35 protein-coding genes and 3 tRNA genes are annotated in these 23,856 nt (G+C 64.6%); 31 read left to right on the top strand and 7 right to left on the bottom strand.

The window, feature by feature from the left end:
* Positions 1-106: 106 nt before the first annotated feature.
* From CP958_RS26220 to rlmB, 3 genes are all read right to left on the bottom strand, one after another.
* The gene (locus CP958_RS26220) at positions 107-271 is read right to left on the bottom strand and encodes a hypothetical protein (RefSeq protein ID WP_170958817.1); all 165 of its coding nucleotides are present in this window, start codon (positions 269-271) and stop codon (positions 107-109) included.
* A gap of 652 nt (positions 272-923) precedes the next feature.
* A tRNA-Thr gene (locus CP958_RS02945) sits at positions 924-999 on the bottom strand.
* 95 nt (positions 1,000-1,094) lie between these two features.
* Positions 1,095-1,892, bottom strand: coding sequence for a 23S rRNA (guanosine(2251)-2'-O)-methyltransferase RlmB (rlmB, locus tag CP958_RS02950; RefSeq protein ID WP_096700526.1), 798 nt, complete (start codon positions 1,890-1,892; stop codon positions 1,095-1,097).
* Between the two features lie 114 nt (positions 1,893-2,006).
* On the opposite strand from rlmB, the gene CP958_RS02955 reads away from it, so the two are divergent.
* The 31 genes from CP958_RS02955 (at position 2,007) to CP958_RS03105 (ending at position 19,187) form a co-directional block, all read left to right on the top strand.
* Positions 2,007-2,092: transfer RNA gene (locus CP958_RS02955), tRNA-Tyr, on the top strand.
* Positions 2,093-2,211: 119 nt separating this feature from the next.
* Positions 2,212-2,285: transfer RNA gene (locus CP958_RS02960), tRNA-Gly, on the top strand.
* Between the two features lie 74 nt (positions 2,286-2,359).
* Complete coding sequence (tuf, locus tag CP958_RS02965; protein ID WP_096700527.1) at positions 2,360-3,550, top strand: elongation factor Tu; 1,191 nt, start codon at positions 2,360-2,362, stop codon at positions 3,548-3,550.
* A gap of 287 nt (positions 3,551-3,837) precedes the next feature.
* A complete protein-coding gene (rpsJ, locus tag CP958_RS02970) occupies positions 3,838-4,146 on the top strand; it encodes a 30S ribosomal protein S10 (RefSeq protein ID WP_002725423.1) in 309 nt (102 codons plus the stop codon).
* Positions 4,147-4,157: 11 nt separating this feature from the next.
* Positions 4,158-4,847, top strand: coding sequence for a 50S ribosomal protein L3 (gene rplC / locus CP958_RS02975; RefSeq protein ID WP_096700528.1), 690 nt, complete (start codon positions 4,158-4,160; stop codon positions 4,845-4,847).
* Positions 4,848-4,859: 12 nt separating this feature from the next.
* On the top strand, positions 4,860-5,480 hold the full coding sequence (gene rplD, locus CP958_RS02980) for a 50S ribosomal protein L4 (RefSeq protein WP_096700529.1): 621 nt from the start codon (positions 4,860-4,862) through the stop codon (positions 5,478-5,480).
* Complete coding sequence (locus CP958_RS02985) at positions 5,477-5,785, top strand: 50S ribosomal protein L23 (protein WP_096700530.1); 309 nt, start codon at positions 5,477-5,479, stop codon at positions 5,783-5,785. The genes rplD and CP958_RS02985 overlap by 4 nt, the downstream gene beginning before the upstream one ends.
* A 4-nt stretch (positions 5,786-5,789) precedes the next feature.
* Entirely contained in the window at positions 5,790-6,617 is an 828-nt protein-coding gene (gene rplB / locus CP958_RS02990; RefSeq protein WP_008615454.1) for a 50S ribosomal protein L2, read from the top strand.
* Positions 6,618-6,630: 13 nt separating this feature from the next.
* Positions 6,631-6,909, top strand: coding sequence for a 30S ribosomal protein S19 (gene rpsS / locus CP958_RS02995; RefSeq protein ID WP_008615453.1), 279 nt, complete (start codon positions 6,631-6,633; stop codon positions 6,907-6,909).
* A 3-nt stretch (positions 6,910-6,912) separates the two neighbouring features.
* Complete coding sequence (rplV, locus tag CP958_RS03000) at positions 6,913-7,299, top strand: 50S ribosomal protein L22 (RefSeq protein ID WP_008615452.1); 387 nt, start codon at positions 6,913-6,915, stop codon at positions 7,297-7,299.
* A 4-nt stretch (positions 7,300-7,303) separates the two neighbouring features.
* Positions 7,304-7,987 carry a 30S ribosomal protein S3 gene (gene rpsC / locus CP958_RS03005; RefSeq protein WP_096700531.1) on the top strand — a complete coding sequence of 228 codons (684 nt, stop codon included), beginning with the start codon at positions 7,304-7,306 and terminating at the stop codon, positions 7,985-7,987.
* Between the two features lie 18 nt (positions 7,988-8,005).
* Entirely contained in the window at positions 8,006-8,422 is a 417-nt protein-coding gene (gene rplP / locus CP958_RS03010) for a 50S ribosomal protein L16 (protein ID WP_008615450.1), read from the top strand.
* Positions 8,423-8,424: 2 nt separating this feature from the next.
* On the top strand, positions 8,425-8,628 hold the full coding sequence (gene rpmC, locus CP958_RS03015; protein ID WP_008615442.1) for a 50S ribosomal protein L29: 204 nt from the start codon (positions 8,425-8,427) through the stop codon (positions 8,626-8,628).
* Positions 8,629-8,642: 14 nt separating this feature from the next.
* Positions 8,643-8,882, top strand: a complete 240-nt coding sequence (gene rpsQ / locus CP958_RS03020) for a 30S ribosomal protein S17 (protein WP_008615439.1) — start codon at positions 8,643-8,645, stop codon at positions 8,880-8,882.
* Positions 8,883-8,914: 32 nt separating this feature from the next.
* Complete coding sequence (gene rplN, locus CP958_RS03025; protein WP_002725445.1) at positions 8,915-9,283, top strand: 50S ribosomal protein L14; 369 nt, start codon at positions 8,915-8,917, stop codon at positions 9,281-9,283.
* Positions 9,284-9,285: 2 nt separating this feature from the next.
* Complete coding sequence (gene rplX, locus CP958_RS03030; protein ID WP_096700532.1) at positions 9,286-9,606, top strand: 50S ribosomal protein L24; 321 nt, start codon at positions 9,286-9,288, stop codon at positions 9,604-9,606.
* Between the two features lie 17 nt (positions 9,607-9,623).
* Positions 9,624-10,163, top strand: a complete 540-nt coding sequence (gene rplE / locus CP958_RS03035; protein WP_096700533.1) for a 50S ribosomal protein L5 — start codon at positions 9,624-9,626, stop codon at positions 10,161-10,163.
* 15 nt (positions 10,164-10,178) lie between these two features.
* Complete coding sequence (gene rpsN / locus CP958_RS03040; protein WP_011385491.1) at positions 10,179-10,484, top strand: 30S ribosomal protein S14; 306 nt, start codon at positions 10,179-10,181, stop codon at positions 10,482-10,484.
* A 13-nt stretch (positions 10,485-10,497) separates the two neighbouring features.
* The gene (rpsH, locus tag CP958_RS03045) at positions 10,498-10,896 is read left to right on the top strand and encodes a 30S ribosomal protein S8 (protein WP_096700534.1); all 399 of its coding nucleotides are present in this window, start codon (positions 10,498-10,500) and stop codon (positions 10,894-10,896) included.
* Between the two features lie 14 nt (positions 10,897-10,910).
* Entirely contained in the window at positions 10,911-11,444 is a 534-nt protein-coding gene (gene rplF / locus CP958_RS03050) for a 50S ribosomal protein L6 (RefSeq protein WP_096700535.1), read from the top strand.
* Positions 11,445-11,455: 11 nt separating this feature from the next.
* Positions 11,456-11,818, top strand: a complete 363-nt coding sequence (rplR, locus tag CP958_RS03055; protein WP_096700536.1) for a 50S ribosomal protein L18 — start codon at positions 11,456-11,458, stop codon at positions 11,816-11,818.
* A gap of 12 nt (positions 11,819-11,830) precedes the next feature.
* Complete coding sequence (gene rpsE / locus CP958_RS03060; RefSeq protein WP_096700537.1) at positions 11,831-12,463, top strand: 30S ribosomal protein S5; 633 nt, start codon at positions 11,831-11,833, stop codon at positions 12,461-12,463.
* A gap of 17 nt (positions 12,464-12,480) precedes the next feature.
* Positions 12,481-12,684, top strand: a complete 204-nt coding sequence (gene rpmD, locus CP958_RS03065) for a 50S ribosomal protein L30 (RefSeq protein ID WP_096700538.1) — start codon at positions 12,481-12,483, stop codon at positions 12,682-12,684.
* Positions 12,685-12,741: 57 nt separating this feature from the next.
* Positions 12,742-13,221, top strand: a complete 480-nt coding sequence (gene rplO / locus CP958_RS03070) for a 50S ribosomal protein L15 (protein WP_096700539.1) — start codon at positions 12,742-12,744, stop codon at positions 13,219-13,221.
* A gap of 158 nt (positions 13,222-13,379) precedes the next feature.
* Positions 13,380-14,723 carry a preprotein translocase subunit SecY gene (gene secY, locus CP958_RS03075; RefSeq protein ID WP_096700540.1) on the top strand — a complete coding sequence of 448 codons (1,344 nt, stop codon included), beginning with the start codon at positions 13,380-13,382 and terminating at the stop codon, positions 14,721-14,723.
* Positions 14,724-14,747: 24 nt separating this feature from the next.
* Entirely contained in the window at positions 14,748-15,401 is a 654-nt protein-coding gene (locus CP958_RS03080) for an adenylate kinase (RefSeq protein WP_096700541.1), read from the top strand.
* Between the two features lie 162 nt (positions 15,402-15,563).
* Positions 15,564-15,941 carry a 30S ribosomal protein S13 gene (gene rpsM / locus CP958_RS03085; RefSeq protein ID WP_096700542.1) on the top strand — a complete coding sequence of 126 codons (378 nt, stop codon included), beginning with the start codon at positions 15,564-15,566 and terminating at the stop codon, positions 15,939-15,941.
* A 12-nt stretch (positions 15,942-15,953) separates the two neighbouring features.
* Positions 15,954-16,349 carry a 30S ribosomal protein S11 gene (rpsK, locus tag CP958_RS03090; protein WP_002725469.1) on the top strand — a complete coding sequence of 132 codons (396 nt, stop codon included), beginning with the start codon at positions 15,954-15,956 and terminating at the stop codon, positions 16,347-16,349.
* 100 nt (positions 16,350-16,449) lie between these two features.
* Complete coding sequence (locus CP958_RS03095; protein ID WP_068433092.1) at positions 16,450-17,466, top strand: DNA-directed RNA polymerase subunit alpha; 1,017 nt, start codon at positions 16,450-16,452, stop codon at positions 17,464-17,466.
* A gap of 161 nt (positions 17,467-17,627) precedes the next feature.
* Complete coding sequence (gene rplQ, locus CP958_RS03100; protein WP_096700543.1) at positions 17,628-18,050, top strand: 50S ribosomal protein L17; 423 nt, start codon at positions 17,628-17,630, stop codon at positions 18,048-18,050.
* A 204-nt stretch (positions 18,051-18,254) separates the two neighbouring features.
* Positions 18,255-19,187 (top strand): methyltransferase domain-containing protein, encoded by a 933-nt coding sequence (locus CP958_RS03105; RefSeq protein WP_170958818.1) that lies wholly within the window; start codon positions 18,255-18,257, stop codon positions 19,185-19,187.
* On the opposite strand, the gene CP958_RS03110 is transcribed toward CP958_RS03105, so the two are convergent.
* From CP958_RS03110 to CP958_RS03125, 4 genes are all read right to left on the bottom strand, one after another.
* Complete coding sequence (locus CP958_RS03110) at positions 19,174-19,884, bottom strand: ATP12 family protein (protein ID WP_242442714.1); 711 nt, start codon at positions 19,882-19,884, stop codon at positions 19,174-19,176. The genes CP958_RS03105 and CP958_RS03110 overlap by 14 nt on opposite strands.
* Positions 19,885-19,917: 33 nt before the next feature.
* Positions 19,918-21,933, bottom strand: coding sequence for an AsmA family protein (locus tag CP958_RS03115; protein ID WP_096700545.1), 2,016 nt, complete (start codon positions 21,931-21,933; stop codon positions 19,918-19,920).
* The gene (locus CP958_RS03120; RefSeq protein WP_096700546.1) at positions 21,930-22,625 is read right to left on the bottom strand and encodes an HAD family hydrolase; all 696 of its coding nucleotides are present in this window, start codon (positions 22,623-22,625) and stop codon (positions 21,930-21,932) included. Before CP958_RS03120 ends, CP958_RS03115 begins: the two co-directional genes overlap by 4 nt.
* A gap of 97 nt (positions 22,626-22,722) precedes the next feature.
* A complete protein-coding gene (locus tag CP958_RS03125) occupies positions 22,723-23,715 on the bottom strand; it encodes an RluA family pseudouridine synthase (protein ID WP_096700547.1) in 993 nt (330 codons plus the stop codon).
* Positions 23,716-23,856 lie beyond the last annotated feature (141 nt).

The following is a 23,856-nucleotide window of genomic DNA, read 5'->3' on the forward strand; positions in this document are numbered from 1 at the left end:
CCCGCGCATCGAAAGCAACACCGACAGCCCGCAGCACCCTTTTATACCTAGGGGGGCGTGGCGGGCAAAACAAGCGGGCAGTCCTTTACGGGGCTGCCCGCTTTATTTATTCCGCTAATTCGGCCTCAATCGCAGCAATCACCCCTTGGAGCGTTGCAATCTCTTGAAGCATTTCCTTGCTAATGATCTTTTTGCCGTTCGTCAGTTCAATTAGAAGCTTGCCGCGCTGGCTCTTGTACGTAGCAAGCGCCCTTTTGAGATCGCCAGTCATTTCGCTTCCCCTTTTGTCATCAACCAGAACTCAGTGTACCATACTCAACCAAGCGCGCAAAAAGGGTGACAGGTGCGACATGTGTGATCTGAACAATCGGGAAATTAAGGCATTAAACCACTGCTGCTGGGATTCGCCTGAATCGCTTGATGCTTTTCCGGGAGCCGGTAAAAAGACGATCCAGGGGCTAATTGACAGGGGCTACCTGATCTATACCGAGAAGCCGGGATATACGCATGGCGAATACGTCGAGCTTAGCCCGGAAGGGAAGGCTGCATTGGATCGGTGTCGCTAGGATCTTACTGCCGCACCCGGCCCGTTTCGCGCCCTGTGGTATCGCGGATAATCCAGCCGTTCACATATGGCTCCACCGTGCCCACCTGCCGCCCGGTGCTGTCACGGATGATATAGCGTCCGTTCGTCCAAGGTTCGAGGCGTTGCCCCGGTGCTGGCATGGGTGGCGGTGCGGCTTGTTGGGCAAGCGCGGCGGGGGATATCAATAGCAGGATGATTATGAGGGTGCGCATTGCACCATGATGCCACGGTCACAGGGCGTTTCGCCATGGTCCGCATTTGGTGCCTACAGTGGTGCCTATTGGAAATCAGGAATGAATAAGGGGTCACGGAATGACCCGCAACCCCTTGAAATCATTGGTGCCGGTTGCAGGGCTCGAACCCGCGACCCCCTGATTACAAATCAGGTGCTCTACCAGCTGAGCTAAACCGGCGCTGGAGGGAAAATTAGAGGCGAATGCGGCTTGCCGCAAGGGGGGATCGGATCAGCCGGCGTTCGTGCGGAACGGCTCCTCGGCGCAGGTGGCGATCATCCCTCTCGCCGCATTTCGTAAAGGGCCACGGCGGCGGCGTTGGAGACGTTGAGGCTTTCCATCTCGCCGCACATGGGCAGGCGGACCAGATGGTCGCAATGCTCGCGGGTCAGGCGGCGCATGCCCTCGCCCTCGGCGCCCAGCACCAGCACCACCTTGCCGGACAGCTTGATCTCGGCCAGGGTCTTGGGGGCGTCGGCGGCCAGCCCGGCGGTCCAGAAGCCGGCCTTCTTCAGGTCTTCCAGGGCGCGGACCACGTTGGTGACGCGGACCAGCGGCATGCGTTCCAGGGCCCCCGAGGCCGACTTGGCCAGGGTGCCGGTCTCGTCGGGAGCGTGGCGGTCGGGGGCCACCACCGCCAGGGCGCCGAACGCCGCCGCCGAGCGCAGGATGGCGCCGACATTGTGGGGGTCGGTGACCTGGTCCAGCACCAGCACCAGGGCGGATGAGGCCATGTCGGCGGTGCGGATGATGTCCTCGATGGTGGTGGCGGGCAGCGGCTCGACCAGCAGGGCCACGCCCTGATGAACCGATCCGGGAGCCAGAAGCCGGTCGATCTCGGCCCGTTCCATGGCCTCGACCGGCACCTTGGTGGGGGGCAGGGCCTTGGCGGCTTCGGCGGTGGCCACCAGCCGGCGGACCCGCCGCTCGGGATTGGCCAGGGCGGCGTTCACCGCATGAATGCCGTAGAGCCAGATGGACGAGCCGCCGCCACCGCCGCCGCCTCGCGGGCCCTTGGCGGGGGATTCCCGGCGGTTCGGATGGGGGGCGCGACGCTCATCTCTCTTTTTCATGGGGCTCTCCTGTTGTCTCGGCATTTAACCCTCTCTTTTCGGATTGACAAGCCCCGTGAAATTCCCATAAGTACAGCCCTCCCGTCGCCCCGGCCAAAAGCCGGATGACGGTGTGGAGGGGTGGCCGAGCGGTTAATGGCAGCAGACTGTAAATCTGCCGACGAAAGTCTACGTAGGTTCAAATCCTGCCCCCTCCACCATTATCCCCCAGTCAGGCCGGATGTCCCGGTTGGGCCGGGTGCCCCAGGTCGGGCCGGATGACGGGGGAACGGTTTCTTCAGGTCGAGCACCAGGCGGTGCGGCCGTGCGGGACGAACTGGCGGGTGTAGCTCAATGGTAGAGCAACAGCCTTCCAAGCTGATGACGGGGGTTCGATTCCCCTCACCCGCTCCACTCCCCGCCGCCGTATCGACCGGGACCATGGTTTGACACATGCGGCAGTGTGCCGCGATCGGACGGGTTGAAAAATGGCCAAGGCTAAATTCGAGCGCAACAAGCCTCACTGCAACATCGGGACCATCGGTCACGTTGACCATGGCAAGACCTCGCTGACCGCGGCGATCACCAAGGTGCTGGCCGAGACCGGCGGCGCGACCTTCACCGCCTACGACCAGATCGACAAGGCGCCGGAAGAGAAGGCCCGCGGCATCACCATCTCGACCGCCCACGTCGAGTACGAGACCGCCAACCGCCACTACGCCCACGTGGACTGCCCCGGCCACGCCGACTATGTGAAGAACATGATCACCGGCGCGGCGCAGATGGACGGCGCCATCCTGGTGGTGTCGGCGGCCGACGGCCCCATGCCCCAGACCCGCGAGCACATCCTGCTGGCCCGTCAGGTCGGCGTGCCGGCCCTGGTGGTGTTCATGAACAAGTGCGACATGGTCGACGATCCCGAGCTGCTGGATCTGGTCGAGCTGGAAGTGCGCGAGCTGCTGAGCTCGTATGACTTCCCCGGCGACGACATTCCGATCGTGCGCGGTTCGGCTCTGTGCGCCCTGGAAGACAAGCAGCCGGAGATCGGCCGCGAGGCCATCCTGAAGCTGATGGCCGAGGTCGACGCCTACATCCCGCAGCCGGAGCGTCCGAAGGACAAGCCGTTCCTGATGCCGATCGAAGACGTGTTCTCGATCTCGGGCCGCGGCACCGTGGTGACCGGCCGCGTCGAGCGTGGCGTGGTCAAGGTGGGCGAGGAAGTCGAGATCGTCGGCATCAAGGCGACGGTCAAGACCACCTGCACCGGCGTTGAAATGTTCCGCAAGCTGCTCGATCAGGGTGAGGCCGGCGACAACATCGGCGCCCTGCTGCGCGGCACCAAGCGCGAGGACGTGGAGCGCGGCCAGGTTCTGGCGGCTCCGGGCTCCATCACGCCGCACACCAAGTTCGAGGCCGAGGCCTACATCCTGAACAAGGAAGAGGGCGGCCGTCATACTCCGTTCTTCACCAACTATCGTCCGCAGTTCTACTTCCGCACCACCGACGTCACCGGTGTGGTCGAGCTGCCGGAAGGCACCGAGATGGTGATGCCGGGCGATAACGTGAAGATGCACGTGACCCTGATCGCCCCGATCGCCATGGACCAGGGCCTGCGCTTCGCCATCCGCGAAGGCGGCCGTACCGTCGGCGCCGGCGTGGTCGCCAAGATCGTCGAGTAGTCTTCGGCGTCTGTTTTGGGAAGGGGCGTCCGGGCCTGAACCGGGCGCCCTTTCTGCATTCGGCGTCGGGCGGAGATGAATCTCGGGCTGCCCCGCCAAACGAGTCGAATCAGCCTTGCCACCCCAGGCGACTCTCTGTATAAGGCTGCCTTCGGCTTCGGCCTCATTCCGTAAGAGCGGCTTTGCCACAGGCTTAGCGGCTGACTGCGGGAGGCTCTTTGAATTTACTGTTTTCACCGATCGGCGCCCCGACGGGGCGCCTTTCCGATTTGACGGATGACTTGAACATGGAAAGCCAGAACATCCGCATCCGCCTCAAGGCGTTCGATCATCGCGTGCTGGATCAGTCCACCCGCGAGATCGTCAACACCGCCAAGAGGACCGGGGCGCAGGTGCGCGGTCCGATCCCGCTTCCCAGCCGGATCGAGAAGTTCACCGTGAACCGTAGCCCGCACATCGACAAGAAGTCGCGCGAGCAGTTCGAAATTCGGACTCACAAGCGGCTTCTGGATATCGTCGACCCGACCCCGCAGACCGTGGACGCGCTGATGAAGCTCGACCTGGCCGCTGGTGTCGACGTCGAGATCAAGCTCTAAGGAACCTAACAATGCGCTCTGGTCTCATCGCCCAGAAGGTCGGCATGACGAGGATCTTCACCGAGGATGGCACCCATGTGCCCGTCACCGTGCTGAAGGTCGACACCTGTCAGGTGGTCTCGACCCGCTCTGTGGAAAAGGACGGCTATGTTGCCGTTCAGCTTGGTGCCGGTACCGCCAAGGTGAAGAATGTGAGCAAGCCTGCTCGCGCCAACTTCGCCAAGGCCAAGGTCGAGCCCAAGAAGAAGCTGGTGGAATTCCGCGTGACCGCCGAGAACGTTCTCGATGTCGGCACCGAACTCTCCGCCGCCCATTTCATCCCCGGTCAGTACGTCGACGTGACCGGCACCACCATCGGCAAGGGCTTTGCCGGCGGTATGAAGCGCTGGAACTTCCGTGGCCTCGAAGCCACGCACGGCGTTTCGGTGTCGCACCGCTCGCACGGCTCCACCGGCCAGCGCCAGGACCCCGGCAAGGTGTTCAAGGGCAAGAAGATGGCCGGTCACATGGGCGATGAGCAGGTGACTACTCAGAACCTCACCGTGGTGTCCACCGACGCCGATCGCGGCCTGATCCTGGTTAAGGGTTCGGTTCCCGGTCACGAGGGGTCCTGGGTGCTCGTCCGCGACGCGGTGAAGCGCAAGCTGCCTGATGGCGTGCCGTTCCCGGCCGGCGTCAAGGCCGCGGCCTCGGCCGAGTAAAGGATCAAGGCGATGAAGACGAACGTAATCAGCCTGGACAACCAGACCGTCGGCGAGATCGAACTGGCCGACGAGATCTTCGCTCTGCCGGTGCGTGGGGACATTCTGTTCCGTGCCGTCAACTGGCAGCTGGCGAAGCGCCAGTCCGGCAATCACAAGACCAAGGGGATCAGCGAGATCTCCGGCACCACCAAGAAGCCGTTCGCCCAAAAGGGCGGTGGCCGTGCCCGTCAGGGCTCGCTGCGTTCCGCGCAGTTCCGTGGCGGCGCCACCATCTTCGGCCCGGTTGTGCGCTCCCACGCCCACGACCTGCCCAAGAAGGTCCGCAAGCTGGCTCTCAAGACCGCTCTGTCGGCCAAGGCCGCCGACGGCAAGCTGATCGTGGTGGACAATGCCACGGCCGGCTCGCCCAAGACCAAGGACCTGGCCGCTCGCATCGCGAAGCTGGGCCTGAGCTCGGTGCTGTTCATCGACGGCGCTGCCGTGGACGGCAACTTCGCTCTGGCCAGCCGCAACATCCCCTATGTGGATGTGCTGCCGCAGCAGGGCGCCAACGTCTACGACATCCTGCGCCGTGAAACCTTGGTTCTGACCAAGGATGCGGTCGCCGCCCTGGAGGCTCGCCTGAAATGAGCAAGCTCGTCATCAGCAAGGAGCGGATGTACGACGTCGTCCGCGCCCCCGTGATCACCGAAAAGGCGACCATGGGCTCCGAGTTCCGCCAGGTCACCTTCAAGGTGCCGCTGGATGCGACCAAGCCGGAGATCAAGGCCGCTGTCGAGGGTATTTTCGGGGTGAAGGTCACCGCCGTGAACACCCTGATCACCAAGGGCAAGGTCAAGCGCTTCCGCGGCCGTCCCGGCGTGCGTTCCGACGTCAAGAAGGCGGTCGTGACGCTGGCCGAGGGCCACTCCATCGACGTGACCACGGGAGTCTGACGCCATGGCACTGAAGACATTCAAGCCGACGACGCCGGGCCGCCGCCAGTTGGTCCTGGTCGATCGTTCCGAACTCTGGAAGGGCAAGCCCGAGAAGGGCCTGACCGAAGGCCTGCGCTCCAAGGGCGGCCGCAACAACACCGGTCGGATTACCGTCCGGTGGCGTGGCGGCGGGCACAAGCGCCGGTATCGCATCATCGACTTCAAGCGCAACAAGTTCGACGTTGCCGCCACGGTCGAGCGTCTGGAGTACGATCCCAACCGTACCGCCTTCATCGCCCTGGTCAGCTATGCCGACGGCGAGAAGGCCTACATCATCGCTCCGCAGCGTCTGGCGGTCGGTGATCAGGTGATCGCCTCCGAGAAGGCCGACATCAAGCCGGGCAACGCCATGCCGCTGAAGAACATCCCCGTTGGCACCATCGTGCACAACGTGGAGCTCAAGGTGGGCAAGGGTGGTCAGCTGGCCCGTTCGGCCGGTACCTACGTCCAGCTGGTGGGCAAGGATCAGGGCTACGCCCAGCTCCGTCTGTCCTCGGGCGAGCTGCGCATGGTTCGCGGTGAGTGCATGGCCACCATCGGTGCCGTGTCCAACCCGGACCAGCAGAACGTGTCGCTCGGCAAGGCCGGCCGCGCCGTGTGGATGGGCCGTCGCCCCTCCGTCCGCGGTGTCGCCATGAACCCGATCGATCACCCGCACGGCGGCGGCGAAGGCCGTACCTCGGGCGGCCGTCACCCGGTCACTCCGTGGGGCAAGCCGACCAAGGGCAAGAAGACTCGCAGCAACAAGAAGACGGACCGGCTCATCATGCGCCGCCGTCAGACTCAGTAGGAGGGGCTGAAAAATGGCTCGTTCCGTTTGGAAAGGCCCCTTCCTCGACGGCTACATGCTGGGAAAGGCCGACAAGGCCCGCGCCAGCGGCCGCAACGAGGTCATCAAGATCTGGTCGCGTCGTTCGACCATCCTGCCGCAGTTCGTGGGACTGACCTTTGGCGTCTACAACGGCCAGAAGTTCATCCCGGTGCTGGTGACCGAGAACATGATCGGACATAAGTTCGGTGAGTTCTCGCCCACCCGCACGTTCTACGGCCACGCGGTCGACAAGAAGGCGAAGAGGAAGTAAGCCATGGGCAAGAAACCCGCAGACAGGGTCCTGGCGGAGACCGAGGCCAAGGCTTTCCTGGCCACCATCCGCACCAGCCCGCGCAAGCTCAACCTGGTTGCCGAAAGCATCCGTGGTCTTAAGGCTGACGTGGCGCTGAACGCCCTGACCTTCTCGAAGCGGCGCATCGCTGTCATCGTGCGGTCGGTGCTGCAGTCCGCCATCGCCAACGCCGAGAACAACCACCAGCTCGACGTTGACCGTCTCTATGTCGCCGAAGCCCACGTGGGCAAGGCCATGGTGATGAAGCGTTGGAAGGCGCGTGCCCGTGGCCGCGTCGGCCGGATCGAGAAGCCGTTCAGCAATCTGACCGTCATCGTGCGCGAACGCGCCGAAGCGGCGGGGGAGTAAGCAGATGGGTCAGAAAGTCAATCCGATCGGCCTGCGCGTCGGCATCAACCGCACCTGGGACTCCCGGTGGTTCGCGGACGAGACCTACGCCAAGCTGCTTCATGAAGACCTGAAGCTCCGTAAGTACCTGCGCGAGAAGCTGGCCCAGGCCGGTGTGTCGCGCGTGGTCATCGAGCGTCCGGCCAAGAAGGCCCGCATCACCATCCATACCGCCCGTCCGGGCGTGGTGATCGGCAAGAAGGGCGCGGACATCGAGGTGCTGCGCAAGGAACTCTCGAAGATGACCGGTGGCGAGGTTCACCTCAACATCGTCGAGATCCGCAAGCCGGAACTGGATGCCCAGCTGGTGGCCGAGTCCATCGCCCAGCAGCTCGAGCGCCGTGTCGCCTTCCGTCGCGCCATGAAGCGCGCCGTGCAGTCGGCCATGCGTCTGGGCGCCCAGGGCATTCGTATCAACTGCTCCGGCCGTCTGGGTGGCGCTGAAATCGCCCGCATGGAGTGGTACCGCGAAGGCCGCGTTCCGCTGCACACGCTGCGTGCCGATGTGGATTATGGCGTGGGCACCGCCCGCACCACCTACGGCACCTGCGGCGTCAAGGTTTGGGTGTTCAAGGGCGAGATCCTCGCTCATGACCCCATGGCCCAGGACAAGCGGGCTGCGGGCGAAACCGCCCCGGCCGGCCGTTGATCGAGAAGGGTTTGAGAGATGCTTTCGCCCAAGCGCACTAAATTCCGCAAGGCCCACAAGGGTCGGATCAAGGGAGTGACCAAGGGTGGCTCCGCCTTGAATTTCGGCGCCTATGGCCTCAAGGCTCTGGAGCCCGAGCGGATCACCGCCCGCCAGATCGAGGCCGCCCGTCGTGCCCTGACCCGTCACATGAAGCGTCAGGGCCGCGTGTGGATCCGCATTTTCCCGGATCTGCCGGTCTCGTCCAAGCCTGCCGAAGTCCGCATGGGCTCCGGTAAGGGCGCGCCCGAGTTCTGGACCGCCCGCGTGGCTCCCGGCCGTATCCTCTTCGAAGTGGATGGCGTCGCCGAGGAAATCGCCCGTCACGGTTTTGCCCTGGCCGCTGCCAAGCTGCCGATCAAGACCAAGTTCATTTCTCGGATCGGGGATATCTAGCCATGGCGACCAAGGCTGCCGATCTGCGCCAGAAGAGTGTTGACCAGCTCAAGGAGCAGGTCATTGCGCTCAAGAAGGAGCAGTTCAATCTTCGCTTCCAGCGGGCCTCCGGCCAGTTGGAGAACACCGCCCGGGTGCGTGCCGTGCGTCGCGAGATCGCGACCATCAAGACGCTGCTCGGCGAGCGCGCCAAAAGCGCGTCCTAAGGAGGCCCATTCAAATGCCGAAGCGCATTCTTCAGGGCGTCGTGGTGAGCGACAAGATGGAAAAGACCGTGGTGGTCAGCGTCGAGCGGCGCGTGATGCACCCGATCTACAAGAAGTTCATCCGTCGTTCCAAGAAGTACCACGCCCACGACGAGAACAACGTTTTCAAGGCCGGCGACACCATCCGCATCCGCGAATGCGCGCCGATCTCGAAGACCAAGTGCTGGGAAGTGATCGTCGAGCCCCAGGCTTGACGGTCGCGAACTGGAAATAAGGAAGAGACATCATGATCCAGATGCAAACCAACCTGGACGTCGCCGATAATTCGGGTGCCCGCCGGGTGCAGTGCATCAAGGTGTTGGGCGGCTCGCACCGGACCATCGCCACGGTGGGCGACGTCATCGTCGTTTCCATCAAGGAGGCGATTCCGCGTGGCCGCGTGAAGAAGGGTGACGTGCATCGCGCCGTCATCGTTCGTACCGCCAAGGAAATCCGTCGCGCCGACGGTTCCGCGATCCGGTTCGACACCAATGCAGCCGTCCTGATCAACAAGCAGGGCGAACCGATCGGCACCCGTATTTTTGGGCCCGTCACTCGTGAGCTTCGCGGTAAGAAGTTCATGAAGATCATCTCTCTGGCTCCGGAGGTCCTCTAATCATGGCTTCCATGAACGTTAAGAAGGGTGACCGGGTCGTCGTCCTCGCCGGCAAGGACAAGGGCAAGAAGGGCGAAGTCATCGCCGCCATGCCGTCCGAGCAGCGCGTCATCGTCCAGGGCGTGAACCTGGTGAAGCGCCACACCCGTCCGTCCGCCACCCAGCAGGGCGGCATCGTGGAGAAGGAGGCGTCGATCCACGTCTCCAACGTCGCCCACGAAGACCCCAAGGACGGCAAGGCGACCCGCATCGGTCACAAGATCCTCGAAGACGGTCGGAAGGTGCGCGTCGCGCGTCGTTCCGGCGAAGTCATCGACCGGTAAGCCGAAGGAACAGACAGATGGCACGTCTGCGTAAGCACTATGATACGGTCGTCAAGCCCGCCCTGCAGAAGGAGTTCAACTACGCGAACCCCATGCAGGTGCCGAAGCTCGAGAAGATCGTGATCAACATGGGCGTCGGTGAAGCCGCCCAGGATTCCAAGAAGATCGAGTCGGCCCTCGCCGAAATGACCCTGATCTCCGGCCAGAAGCCGGTCAGCACCAAGGCCAAGATGTCCATCGCCCAGTTCAAGCTGCGCGAAGGTCAGGTCGTGGGCTGCAAGGTCACCCTGCGGGCCGAACGGATGTACGAATTCCTCGACCGCCTGATCAACATCGCCTTGCCGCGCGTTCGCGACTTCCGCGGCGTTCCGGGCAAGAGCTTCGATGGCCGCGGCAATTACTCGCTGGGCCTGAAAGAGCAGATCGTCTTCCCCGAAATCGACTACGACAAGGTCGAGACCATTCGGGGCATGGACATCATCTTCGTCACCACGGCCAAGTCCAACGAGGAGGCCAAGGCTCTCCTCAAGGGCTTCGACATGCCGTTCGTGGCCTGATTGGAGATTTAGGCAATGGCTAAGATCAGCTCGGTCGAGCGCAACAAGAAGCGTGAGCGTATGGCGGCCCAGTTCGCCGCCCGCCGCGCCAAGTTGAAGGCGATCGCCAACAACCGTGAAGCCAGCCCGGAGGAGCGCTTCGAAGCCTCCCTGAAGCTGGCGGAGCTGCCCCGCAACTCGGCCAAGATTCGCGTGCGTCTGCGCTGCGAAGTCACCGGCCGTTCGCGCGGCAACTATCGCAAGTTCAAGCTGTGCCGGAATAAGCTTCGCGAGCTCGCCTCGCAGGGCCAGATTCCCGGCATGGTCAAGTCCAGCTGGTAAGGGAGGACGATCCATGTCCATGACCGATCCTCTCGGCGATCTGCTCACCCGTATTCGCAACGGGCAGCGGGCCAACAAGTCCACCGTTGTTTCGCCGGCGTCCAGCCTGCGCGCCAACGTTCTCGAGGTGCTGAAGCGTGAAGGCTACATCCGCGGTTATTCGCGGAGTGAGCTGCGTCCGGGCATTGCCCAGCTCAGCATCGAACTGAAGTATCACGAGGGCCAGCCGGTTATCCGGGAAATCTCGCGCGTGTCCACTCCCGGCCGCCGCGTGTATTCCAAGATCGCCGACCTTCGCCGCGTCGCCAACGGGCTGGGGATCACCATCCTCTCGACCCCGCGCGGCGTCATGTCCGACTCTGAGGCTCGTACTCAGAACGTCGGCGGCGAAGTCCTCTGCGAAGTGTTCTAACGGAGGGCCGCAACATGTCGCGAGTCGGCAAATATCCCGTCTCGGTGCCGTCGGGCGTTACCGTTCAGATCACCGGACCCGAAGTCACCGTCAAGGGCAAGCTGGGTGAGTCGAAGCTCACCCTCAGGGACAACATCGAGGTCACCCTCGACGGCAACCTGATCTGGGTGAAGCCCAAGAACGAAACCAAGCATGCCCGCATGATGTGGGGAACCACCCGTGCGCACCTGAACAACATGGTCAAGGGTGTGTCCGAGGGTTTCACCGTCAATCTCGAGATCAACGGCGTCGGTTACCGCGCCGCGGTCGAGGGCAAGTCGCTGAAGCTGCAGCTCGGCTATTCGCACGACATCGAATATCCGATCCCGGCCGATGTCACTATGAAGTGCGAGAAGCCTACCGCTATCTCGATCTCCGGCCGCGATAAGCGTCAGGTCGGCCAGATCGCGGCGGAAATCCGCGCTTTCCGTGGTCCCGAGCCCTACAAGGGCAAGGGTATCAAGTATGAAACCGAGACTATCCTCCGCAAGGAAGGTAAGAAGAAGTAAGGGGCTCCGCCATGATGACGCCGAAGAATCTTTTCGAGCGCCGCAAGCGGCGCGCCCGCCAGAGCATCAAGCAGAAGGGCAACGGTCGTATCCGTCTGTCCGTCTTCCGCTCCGGCAAGAATATCTACGTCCAGGTGATCGACGACCTCAATGGCGTCACCCTGGCCGCCGCCTCGACGCTCGACAAGGAGCTGAAGGGCAATTTGAAGACCGGCGCCGACAAGGGGGCTGCGGCCGCCGTCGGCAAGCTGATCGCCGAGCGGGCCAAGGCGGCCGGCATCACCGAGGTGGTGTTCGACCGCGGCGGCTACATGTTCCACGGCCGGGTCAAGGCCCTGGCCGATGCGGCCCGCGAAGGCGGCCTGTCTTTCTGAGGATGATGAGCAATGGCACGTACTCCCTCTTCTGATCGTCCCGAGCGCGGCCGCGGCGGTGAACGCGGCGATCGGCCCAACCGTGGTCGCGGCGGCGCCGAACAGACCCCGCGTGAGCGCGAGGAATCTGAATTCGTCGACAAGCTGGTTCACATCAACCGCGTCGCCAAGGTGGTGAAGGGTGGCCGTCGCTTCGCCTTCGCCGCTCTGGTCGTGGTGGGTGATGCCAAGGGCCGCGTCGGCTGCGGCTCGGGCAAGGCCCGCGAGGTTCCGGAAGCCATCCGCAAGGCCACTGAACAGGCCAAGCGCAACATGATCAAGATCGCACTGCGCGAGGGTCGCACCCTGCATCATGACGCCTTCGGCCACTTCGGTGCCGGCCGCGTCATCCTGCGGGCCGCCCCGGCCGGTACCGGCATCATCGCCGGCGGCCCGATGCGCGCCGTGTTCGAGACCATGGGTGTCCAGGACGTCGTGGCCAAGTGCCTCGGCACCTCCAACCCGCACAACATGATCAAGGCGACCTTCGACGCCCTGATCAACCTGGCTTCTCCCCGCCATGTTGCCGCCAAGCGCGGCAAGAAGGTGGGCGAGATCATCGGTCGTCGCGACGGTGCCGCCGCCGCGGCCGCCGCCGGCGCTTGATCGGGAGGACATTGAATATGGCCGCCAAGCAGAAGACCGCCGCCAAGTCGACCGTCAAGGTCACTCAGATCGGCAGCCCGATCGGCCGTCCGGCCGACCAGGGTGCCACTCTGATCGGCCTGGGCCTGGGCAAGATGCATCGCACCCGTGAGCTGGAGGATACTCCGGCGGTGCGCGGCATGATCACCAAGGTCCGCCACCTGGTGCGCGTGGAAGAATAGAACATCCGGAGGCCGGAGCTTGAAAGCTCCGGCCGACCGTGACGAGGACGAAAAGAAATGAAGCTCAACGAACTTCGCGACAACGAGGGCGCGCGCTATCAGTCGAAGCGCCTCGGCCGTGGCATCGGCTCCGGCAAGGGCAAGACTTCGGGCAAGGGCGTGAAGGGTCAGACCTCGCGCACCGGCGTGGCGATCAACGGCTTCGAAGGCGGTCAGATGCCCATCTACCGTCGTCTGCCCAAGCGCGGGTTCCACAACCCGAACGCCAAGCACTTCGCCGTGATCAATCTCGGCCGCCTGCAGAAGGCGATCGACGAGAAGCGCATCGATGCCAAGAAGCCCATCAACGCCGAGGCCCTGGCGGCCGCCGGTCTGATCGGCAAGGTCCTGGACGGCGTTCGCCTGCTGGGTCATGGCGAGATCAAGGCCAAGGTCACCATCGAAGTGACCGGCGCCTCGGCCGCGGCCATCGCCGCCGTCGAGAAGGCCGGCGGTTCGGTAACCGTGGCTGCGCCCAAGGCTTCCGCCGAAGGCTGAAGCGGTGGGGGGCCGCAAGGCTCCTTCAACCCTTCACGCGTCGAATCCCAGACCCGGGTCGGTTGACCCGGGTCAAGGGCTGGATCAAGGATTTGTGGTGCGGTGCCATGCCCTGGAACAGGGCGTCCCGCCCCCGCCACCGAACCCCGGAGTAAGGCATGGCCTCCGCTGCCGAGCAGCTCGCCGCGAATCTGAACTTTGGCGTTCTCGCCAAGGCCACCGATCTCAAGAAGCGCATCTGGTTCACCCTGTGGGCGCTGGTCGTCTACCGTCTGGGCACCTGGATCCCCATGCCGGGTGTCGATCCGCATGTGCTCGGCGATCTGTTCAAGCAGTCGGGTGGCGGCATGCTCGGCATGTTCGACATGCTGGCCGGCGGTGCGCTGCACCGTATGACCATCTTCGCGCTGAACATCATGCCGTACATCTCGGCCTCCATCATCCTCCAGCTGATGACCACGGTCATCCCGTCGCTGGAAGCGGTGAAGAAGGAAGGCGAGGCCGGCCGCAAGAAGATCAACCAGTACACCCGCTATCTCACCGTGGTCATCGCGGTGATGCAGGCCTACGGCATCGCCGTCGGTCTCGAGGGCATGACCAGCTCGCGCGGCAGCGCGGTAATGATGGATAGCCATCTGCTGTTCCGCTTCTCGACCGTCGTGACGCTGACCGGCGGCACCTTGTTCCTGATGTGGCTGGGCGAGCAGATCACCGCGCGCGGCATCGGCCAGGGCACCTCGCTGATCATCATGGCCGGCATCGTGGCCGAACTGCCCGCCGCCATCAGCAACACCCTGGAGCTGGGCCGCACCGGCGCGCTTCCCGTGCTGGTGATCATCGGCATCCTGATCATGAGCGTGGCGGTCATCGCCTTCATCGTCTTCATGGAGCGCGCCCAGCGCCGGATCATCGTCCAGTATCCGAAGCGCCAGGTGGGCAACAAGATGTTCGGCGGCGAGTCCTCGCACCTGCCGCTCAAGGTCAACACCTCGGGCGTGATTCCGCCGATCTTCGCCAGCTCGATCCTGCTGATGCCGGTGACCATCGCCCAGTTCGCGGCGGCCGGCGGGCCGGAGTGGCTGACCACCTTCACCGCCCTGATGGGCCGTGGGCAGCCAGCTTACATCGTGCTGTATCTCAGCCTGATCGTCTTCTTCTCGTTCTTCTACACCGCCGTGGTCTTCAACCCGGTGGATACCGCCGAGAATCTGAAGAAGTATGGCGGCTTCGTGCCGGGCATCCGTCCGGGCAAGAACACCTCCGATTATCTCGACTACGTTCTGACCCGGTTGACCGTGGTGGGCGCGGCCTATCTGTCGGCTCTGTCCATCCTGCCGGAACTGCTGATCAGCAAGTTCTCGGTGCCGTTCTACTTCGGCGGCACCTCGCTGCTGATCGTGGTGTCGGTGACCATGGATACCGTGGCTCAGGTCCAGTCGCATCTGCTTGCGCACCAGTACGAGGGACTCATCAAGAAGTCCCGGCTGCGCGGGCGGCGTTAACTGCCAAGAATGAGGGGACATCCGATGAATCTCGTTTTGTTGGGCCCGCCGGGCGGCGGCAAGGGAACCCAGGCCAAGCGTCTTCAGGACAAGTACGGCCTGGTCCAGCTCTCCACCGGCGACATGCTGCGCGCCGCCGTGGCCTCCGGCTCGGAAGTGGGCAAGAAGGCCAAGGCCGTGATGGATGCCGGCCAGCTGGTGTCCGACGAGATCGTCATCGCCATCATCGATGAGCGCCTGGACCAGCCTGACGTGGCCAAGGGCGCCATCTTCGACGGTTTCCCCCGTACCGTGGCGCAGGCCGAGGCTCTGGACGCCATGATGGCGAAGAAGGGCAAGAAGCTGGATTTCGCCATCGAGATCCGTGTTCCCGACGCCTATATCGTCGAGCGGATCACCGGCCGCTATACCTGCGCCAAGTGCGGCGCCGGCTATCACGACAAGTTTCAGCTGCCCAAGGTCGCCGGCAAGTGCGATTCTTGTGGCGGCACCGAGTTCGCTCGCCGTCCGGACGACAATGTCGACACCGTGACCAAGCGTCTCGACGCCTACCACGCCCAGACCGCTCCGCTGCTGCCCTATTACGACAAGAAGGGCTCTTTGAAGCTGGTTGACGGCACCCAGGACATTGCCGACGTGACCAAGGCCCTCGAAGGGATTCTGGACGCGGCGAAGTAATGTGTTTCCATAGGGCGAGACGGTTGACTCTTGATCGAATCGCCCTATAATCCCGCACCTTCGGTTTCCCCCGTCATGGGCGAGGCCAGGGGCGCGTTTTTGGTTAACGGCTCCGGGTCATCTCGTGGCGCGGTCTTTTATCTAGTGAAGGAGTAACCAGCTTTGGCTCGTATCGCTGGCGTCAATATTCCGACGAATAAGCGCGTTCTGATCGCGCTGACCTACATTCATGGCATCGGTCGCGCCAAGGCGGCGGAGATCACCACCTCGCTGGGCATCCCCGCCGAGCGTCGTGTCAATCAGCTGACCGACGACGAAGTGCTCAAGATTCGTGAGCTCATCGATCGCGACTTCCAGGTCGAAGGCGACCTGCGTCGTTCGGTGGCCATGAACATCAAGCGTCTGATGGATCTGGGCTGCTATCGCGGCCTGCGCCATCGCCGTGGCCTGCCGGTCCACGGTCAGCGGACCCACACGAATGCCCGTACCCGCAAGGGTCCGGCCAAGCCGATTGCCGGCAAGAAGAAAGTTACCAAGTAAGGAACACCTCCGATGGCTAAGCCCGCTGCTGCCGCGCGTCCCCGTCGCCGCGAGCGCAAGAACATCACCTCGGGCGTGGCGCATGTGAATGCCACGTTCAACAACACCATGATCACCATCACCGATGCCCAGGGCAATACCATCTCCTGGTCGTCGGCCGGCATGCAGGGCTTCAAGGGCTCGCGCAAGTCGACCCCGTATGCCGCCCAGGTGGCTGCCGAAGACGCGGGCCGCAAGGCGTCCGAGCACGGCATGCGCACCCTGGAGGTCGAGGTGAAGGGTCCGGGTGCTGGCCGCGAATCGGCTCTGCGCGCTCTGCAGGCCGTGGGCTTCCAGATCACTTCGATCCGCGACGTCACGCCGATCCCGCACAACGGGTGCCGGCCGCGCAAGCGCCGTCGCGTCTGATCGGGTTTCCTTGGAATGGGATGCCGCCGGCTTCCTCGTATGAGGAGGTTCGGCGGCACGCCCGTTTCCGTTTTCCTTTGTTCAGCATGAGGTCACGCTCGTGATTCAGAAGAACTGGCAGGAACTGATTAAGCCCAACAAGCTCCATGTGGAGCCTGGGGCCGATGCCCAGCGCACCGCCACCGTGGTCGCCGAACCGCTGGAACGCGGCTTCGGTATGACTCTCGGCAATTCCCTGCGCCGTGTGCTGCTGTCGTCGCTGCAGGGCGCCGCCGTCACCGCCATCCAGATTGACGGAGTTCTGCATGAATTCTCGTCGATCCCCGGCGTGCGCGAGGACGTCACCGACATCATCCTCAATATCAAGACCCTCGGCCTGCGCATGCATGGCGAAGGGCCCAAGCGGATGCACCTGCGGGCCGTCGGCCCCGGCGAAGTCACCGCCGGCCTGATCGAAGTCGGTCACGATATCGAGATCATGGACCCCGAACTGGTGCTGTGCACCCTGGACGAGGGCGCCAAGCTGAACATCGAGTTCACGGTCGAGACCGGCAAGGGTTATGTCCCCGCCTCGCAGAACCGTCCCGAGGATTCGCCGATCGGTCTCATTCCGATCGACGCCATCTTCTCGCCGGTGCGCAAGGTCGCCTACAAGGTGGAAAACACCCGCGTGGGCCAGGTCACCGACTACGACAAGCTGTCCATGACCGTCGAGACCAACGGCGCGGTCACTCCGGATGACGCCGTGGCCCTGGCCGCCCGCATCCTGCAGGATCAGCTGCAGCTGTTCATCAACTTCGAGGAGCCCACCGCGGTCGTCGAGGAAGAGAAGAAGGACGAACTGCCCTTCAATAAGAACCTGCTGCGCAAGGTCGACGAGCTGGAGCTTTCGGTCCGCTCGGCCAACTGCCTGAAGAACGACAACATCATCTACATCGGCGACCTGGTCCAGAAGACCGAGGCCGAGATGCTGCGTACTCCCAATTTCGGTCGCAAGTCGCTGAACGAGATCAAGGAAGTGCTGGCTCAGATGGGTCTGCATCTGGGCATGGAAATTGCCAATTGGCCGCCCGAGAATATCGAAGAGCTGGCCAAGAAGCTGGAAGAGCCCTACTGACTTGTTTCCGGCGCGACATTGACCGCCCCACCAGCCCCAATGTCGCGCCGTAAGCTTTTTTGAGGACCAGTCCGGTCCACCCGCTCGTTCTCCCATGATGGTGGCGATGCGGTACGACAATCGGTCTCGCCCGGCGAGGCCAAGCGACGAGGAGAGTTGTTATGCGTCATGGTATGTCCGGCCGTAAGCTGAACCGCGACAAGTCGGCCCGTAAGGCCCTGTTCGTCAGCTTGTCCAATGCGCTGTTGAAGCACGAGCAGATCAAGACCACCCTGCCCAAGGCCAAGGACCTGCGTCCGGTGGTCGAGAAGCTGATCACGCTGGGCAAGCGCGGCGACCTGCACGCCCGCCGCCAGGCCTATGCCTTCCTGCGCGACGACAAGGTGGTCGCCAAGCTGTTCGCCGTGATCGGCGAGCGCTACAAGACCCGCAACGGCGGCTATTGCCGCGTGCTGAAGGCCGGCTTCCGCTACGGCGATTGCGCCCCCATGGCCATCATCGAGCTGGTTGATCGCGACCCCACCGCCAAGGGCACCGACTCCGGTCCGACCGCCGACAAGAAGGCCGATGCCGACGAAGAGTAAATCTCTTCCGGTATCCGGGAACTGACGAAGGGGCCGTCCCGCGAGGGGCGGCCCCTTTCGTTTCGGCGGCCGGCTTTTCCGTGACAGATGCCGGCCCTTCCGTGACAGATGCCGGCCCTTCCGTGACAGATGATCGTGGTTGAAGGGCCAGGAAATGATATCTGTATCGGGAACGATTTTGCCCGTCGGGTGCTGGAGGACGAAATGGCCGTTGTGATGGGTATGCCACCTGCCGACCGCGAGGCGATTTTCAATCGGGTCCTGGAATTGACGCGGGGCGGAGCCCATCAGGAGGTGGTGGACCTGTGCAGCGGTCTCCAGGACACCATTGCCGCCGATGCCGGCATCCTGTCCCTCTGGGGCATGGCGTGCTTTCACCTTGAGCGCATTGGGGCGGCGGCCGAGCTGTTTCGGAGGGCGCTGGACGCCGCGCCGGAGGACCGCCAGATCCGCCACAACCTGTCCGTCGCGCTGGTCCGCAGCGGCCGGGCGGAAGAGGCGGTGGCCATGTTCGCTACCCGCGCGGCCCCCTGGGACGGCAGGGCGGAGGACAGCCTGCCGGTCCCAACATTGGATGCCATTTCCGAGGACTACGACGGCAACCCCCTGCATCAGTATTTCAGCCAGCGTCTGCTGAGCCTTTATCAGGGGGCTTTTCCGGGCCGTCGCTTGCGCCGCGTGCTGGAACTCGGCGTCGGAACCGGCCTGCTGGGGACCCGGCTGCCCGCCTCCGCCACCACGGTGACCGGCATCGAACTGTCGCCGGCCATGATCGCCAAGGCGCGGGAGCGCAAGATTTACGATCAGCTGGTCGAAGGCCGTCTTCCCGGCGTCCTGGAGACGCTGGACGGACCGTTCGAATCCATCCTGTCATCCTGCGTGATGTGTTACTTCGCCGATCTGGAGCCGTTCTTCCGTCATGCGGCCAGGCTTCTGACCGCCGACGGTGCCTTCCTCTTCTCGGTCGACCCCCTGGACGACGCGGGCGAGATCGGGGTTACCGGCCCGGGGGAATACGCCCACAGCCGGCCCTATCTGCGACGGGTGGCGGAGGCCAGCGGCTTTCGCACGGTGGCCATGGAAATCGATGTGCACCGGGGAGCCCCCGGCTTCTGGTGCGCCTTCAAGAAGGGCTGAGCAGCCCCAGGAAGCGGGCCGCCGCCTCTATATCGCCCCTGAGCTCGGCGCGGCGGTCGGCGGCTTCCCAATCCTCGCCCCACAGCTCGATCTGGTAGGTCTCGTCGGTCTGGGAGGCCTGGAACGCCGCTTCGGCGTCCAGGCGGCCCTCGGCCAGGGCAAGGCCCAAAATCAACGAGCCCATGGCGGCGGTGGCCGACTGAATGGCGGTCAGCCGCCAGTCGTCGTAGGACTCCACATGGCGCCGCAGGGCGGCCAGCGCCCCGGCGGGCTGGGCCACGGCGGTCAGGCCGGTGGTGGTGACCAGCGGCGCGTCCAGGGTCTGGGCGGCCCAATCCAGCAAAGGCTGCCAGGCGGCGGTCTGGCGTGCCGCCAGATCGGCCGGAATCTCGGCGCGATAGCACAGCAGATCAGTGCCGGCATAGTTCATCAACTGCTCGGTGATGTGGGGGCGCTCGGGGCCGACCCGGTCGAGCGCGGTGCTGGCCAACTGGGTCATGGGCATGGAGGAGGGCAGAACCTGCTCGCCCTGGCTGCGCCATTCCTCGGCGATGGCCTCGGCCAGCGTCCGGGAGGTGACGGCAAGAGCGCGGGCACCGGGGGTCTTGATGGCCTTGCCGTCCAACAGGATGGAGAACCCATGGTCGCCGGCCTGGGTGGCGGCATCCTTGTAGAAACGCTTGATGGACTTGAGCACGGGAACGAAGCCTTCACGAAACGGGAGTGTTGTTCAGCGGGCGAGGCGGCGAGCCTGGGCGGTGCGGCAGGGAGTGGCATCGGCCTGGGCTCGGCCGGCTCCTTCCGCAGTGACGATCGGCGCGCCGAGAATGCCCTTGATCTTCTGGGGCGGAGCGCTGCGGCTGGCGACGGTGACATCCAGGGCTTCGGTCCGCAGATCGATGCTGCCGAAGGCCATGGCGCCGGAGCCGGCGGTCTCCACGCCAAGGCCGCGGTCGAGGCTGACCAACCCGGCCTTGACCGGAAGGCGGGCCGCCAGACAGCGCAGATGCAGGCCGTCGGCTTCCCGGGCGCCGGCATCCACGTCGCGGGCCAGGCGGGCGGGAAGATCGCCCCAACTGTTCTGGGCCAGCACCACCTCGCCCAGGGTAACCGCGAGGCTGCCCTCGGCGGTGCCGGCCATGGTCCGGATATTGGCGCCCTGGGCCTTGAGGTCGAGGACGAAGTCGGCCTTGGCTCCCTTCAGGGCGCCGCCGGTCAGGAGGGCGGGGTCGACGCCGCCGCCGCTCAGGCGCAGCGCCAGGGTGGGAACCTTGGCCGCGGCGTCCAGCCTGACCTCGCCGGTCAGCCTTCCCTCTCCGGCGCGGGCGGCGAAGGCCTCCAGCGCCAGCCGCCCCGCCGTCATGCGTAATTCGCCCACGGCGTCGGCCAGGGTGGTCTGCCCCACCTGCAGGCGGGCGGCGGTCAGGGACAGAGCGGCATCCATGTCCTTGATCAGATCAAGCGCCAGGGGCTCGACACCGAGGATGCGGCCGTCATCGATGGGAATGGCCGGGCGCTGCGGCTGCGAGGACTGGGACGGGGCGCCGGCCCGGGGGGGCGGCAGGGCGAAATCCCCCAGATTCAACTGGGCGGCGGCCAGACGGCCATACAGACGCGGGCGCGGCGCCAGCACCAGGGACAGCTCCCCGGCCAGATCGCTCTTGCCCAGGTTGCTCTTCAGGCCGGTGAGGCGCCAGCCGTTCTCGATGTCGGCCAGCCGGGCCGACAGCTTGACCGGTCCGGCATTGGGCAGGTCGAGGCCCAGCATGCGCATGGCGCCGCTCAGGGATTCGGCTTCCAGGCCGAAGGCCAGATCCACTCCCCCCAGCCCCAGGGCATCGGCCACTTGCCCCTTGGCGGTGATCAACTGGGACTCGCGGCGGCCGATGACGGCGTCGATATCGGACAGGGCGAGCGGGCCGGCGGCATCATTGACGTGGGCTACCAGCTTGAAGGGGCCGAAGGCCTGGGGGGCGGCCTTGCCGGGGCGCAGGCGCAGCAGATCGGTCAGTTCCTCGCCCTGGGCGCGGATTTCCAGGTCGAGACCCTTGCCGGCCAGCGGCGCCGTCATGGTGCCGCGCAGGGTGAGGTTGGCGCCTCCGACGGCGCCCTTGATCTGGATGGGATAGGGTTTGGTGCCGCCCAGGGCGGCCAGCGGTCCGATCACCCCGGTAAGGTCGAAGCGGCTGTCTTGCCAGCGTCCATCCAGTTGCAGCGCCACCGGTCCACCGGCCTCGCTCTCCGGTCGCATCAGGGCCTTGGCCACCTGGATGGTGCCGCCGTCCCAGCGGATGGCGGCGTCCTCGATCCGCACCTCGGACAAAGCCAGGCGGGTGAGGGGGGCGCCCGACGGGGTGTCGGTGATGTCGACCGGCTTGAACGCCGCAAGGCGGGCCAGATTCCGCGAATGTATGACCGGACGGATCAGGGTAAGCGATTCCAGCCGGAATTGGCGCAGCGCCAGCGGCACCAGGGCGACGCGGGCTTCGATGCGGTCGACATAGACGATGTCGGCGCCCTTGCCGGCCGACAAGGTCACGCCGGTAAAGCTGAGCACCGGCGACGGCCCCAGCTTCAGCTTGGTGGGACCGGCGAAGCTGAGATCGAGGCCGGTGGCGGCCTTGATCCGGTCGGCCAGGAAGGCGTTGTAGATCTCGGATTTCAGGGCCTTGCCGGCTCCGATCAGCGCAACCACCAGAACCAGGACCAGGGCGGCAACGATCTTGGCAATCGTGCTCAACCTCATTCGGTATCTCCGGTGTTGGCCTTATCTCCGGTGATGGCGTCCAGCACCTCGGTCAGGTTGTCGAAGGTGTCGAGCACCACCTGGGCGCCGGCGCGCTGCAGTTCATCCAGGGAGTGATAGCCCCACGACACGCCGACGGCGGCGGTGCGGGCGGCGGAAGCCATGGCCATGTCATAGGCGGTGTCGCCGATCATGACGATCTCGCCCGGCTCCAGCCCGCAATCGGCGGCGGCCCGGCGCAGCATGGCCGGGTTGGGCTTGCTGGGATTGTCGTCGGCGGTCTGGATGGTGACGAAGCGGCCCTGGAGGTCGTGGGCCTCCAGCAGGGAATCGACGCCGCGCCGCGACTTGCCGGTGGCGATTCCCAGCAGCCAGCCCTCGCCCTCCAGGCGGTCGAGGGCTTCCTTCACGCCGGGAAACAGCGGCTCCATGGTGTCGGGCAGCAGGCGCATGGCGCGGAAGGCTTCCTTGTAGGCGTCGGCCACGGCGCGGTGAACGGTGGGATTGGCCCAGGGCAGCAGCACGGCGCAGGCATCCACCAGCGACAGGCCGATGATGCGGCGCACCTGTTCGGGCCGGGGAATGCCCAGATTCAGGTTGCTCCACGCCTCGGTCATGGCCGAAACGATATTATGCTGGCTGTCCACCAGGGTGCCGTCCACATCGAAGACGGCAAGGCGCAGATGGGACATCGGGCTCCGGCGCGCTGCTCGTATTTTTCGTAGGGTTATCTTACCCCATCGGGGCCCCACAACCAACCGCCGGAATGCGGCGGAATGATGACGTCTTCTAATCTTCCTCGAAGGACACGAAGGGCGGGCCGGATTCGCCCTCGGTGAAGCCGAAGAAGTCGAAGCTGGCCTTGATATGGGGCGGCAGCGGCGCCGAAATCTCCAGCGGCTTGCCGGTGCGCGGATGGGGCAGGCGCACGGCGCGGGCGTGCAGGTGCAGCTTGCGCGATACGCCGGTGCCCTCGATCAGGGCGGCCGCCCCGCCATACTTGCCGTCGCCCATGATGGGAGTGCCCAGCAGCAGGCAATGGGCGCGCAACTGGTGGGTGCGCCCGGTTCGCGGCTCCAGTTCCAGCCAGGCGGCCCGCTTCAGGGTGGAATCCACCACGCGGTAATAGGTGACGGCGTGCTTGCCGTCCTCCTTGTCCACCGCCACCTTCTCGCCGGCCTTGCCGGGCAGCTTGGCGAGGGGAGCATCGATGCGGCCCTGGGGATAGCGCGGCACGCCGGCCACCAGCGCCCAATAGCACTTGCGGGCGGCGCGGCTTTTGAAGGCGGCGGCCAGCTTGGCGGCGGCATTGGCGGTGCGGCCCAGCAGCAGCACCCCCGAGGTGTCCTTGTCCAGACGATGGACCAGCTTGGGGCGGCCGCCATCGAAGGACAGCGCGTCCAGCCAGGCGTCCAGATGCTTGTCGGCCATGCCGGTGCCGCCCTGTACCGCCAGACCCGGCGGCTTGTTGAGGGCAATGATGTCGTCGTCCATGTAGATGACCGCGTCGCGCAGCATGCGGGCGGTCTTCTCGTCCACCGGCGCGGGCTTGACCTCGCGGGGGGGCGCCTCGGCGGCGGGCAGCGGCGGGATGCGCACGCTTTGCCCGGCTTCCAGCCGCTGGTTGGATTTGGCGCGCTTGCCGTCCACCCGGACGTTGCCGGCGCGCAGCCACTTTTCCAGCAGCCCATGGCTGACGGTGGGGAAATGGCGCTTGAACCAGCGGTCGAGGCGAATCTCGGCCTCTTCCTCGGCGATGGTCAGGGTCTGGACTTCACTCATGGGGCGGACCCTAACGGCGGGACGGGGCAGGGCACAACAGAAACTTTTCTCGAAATATCATAGTTAGGGGGTCGGAGATTCTCATTAGTACTCTTGAATACGTAAAAACTCATACCATTCTAAAGGTGTGCACTCCCGTAT

Source organism: Magnetospirillum sp. 15-1 (genome assembly GCF_900184795.1).
Lineage (GTDB): Bacteria > Pseudomonadota > Alphaproteobacteria > Rhodospirillales > Magnetospirillaceae > Phaeospirillum.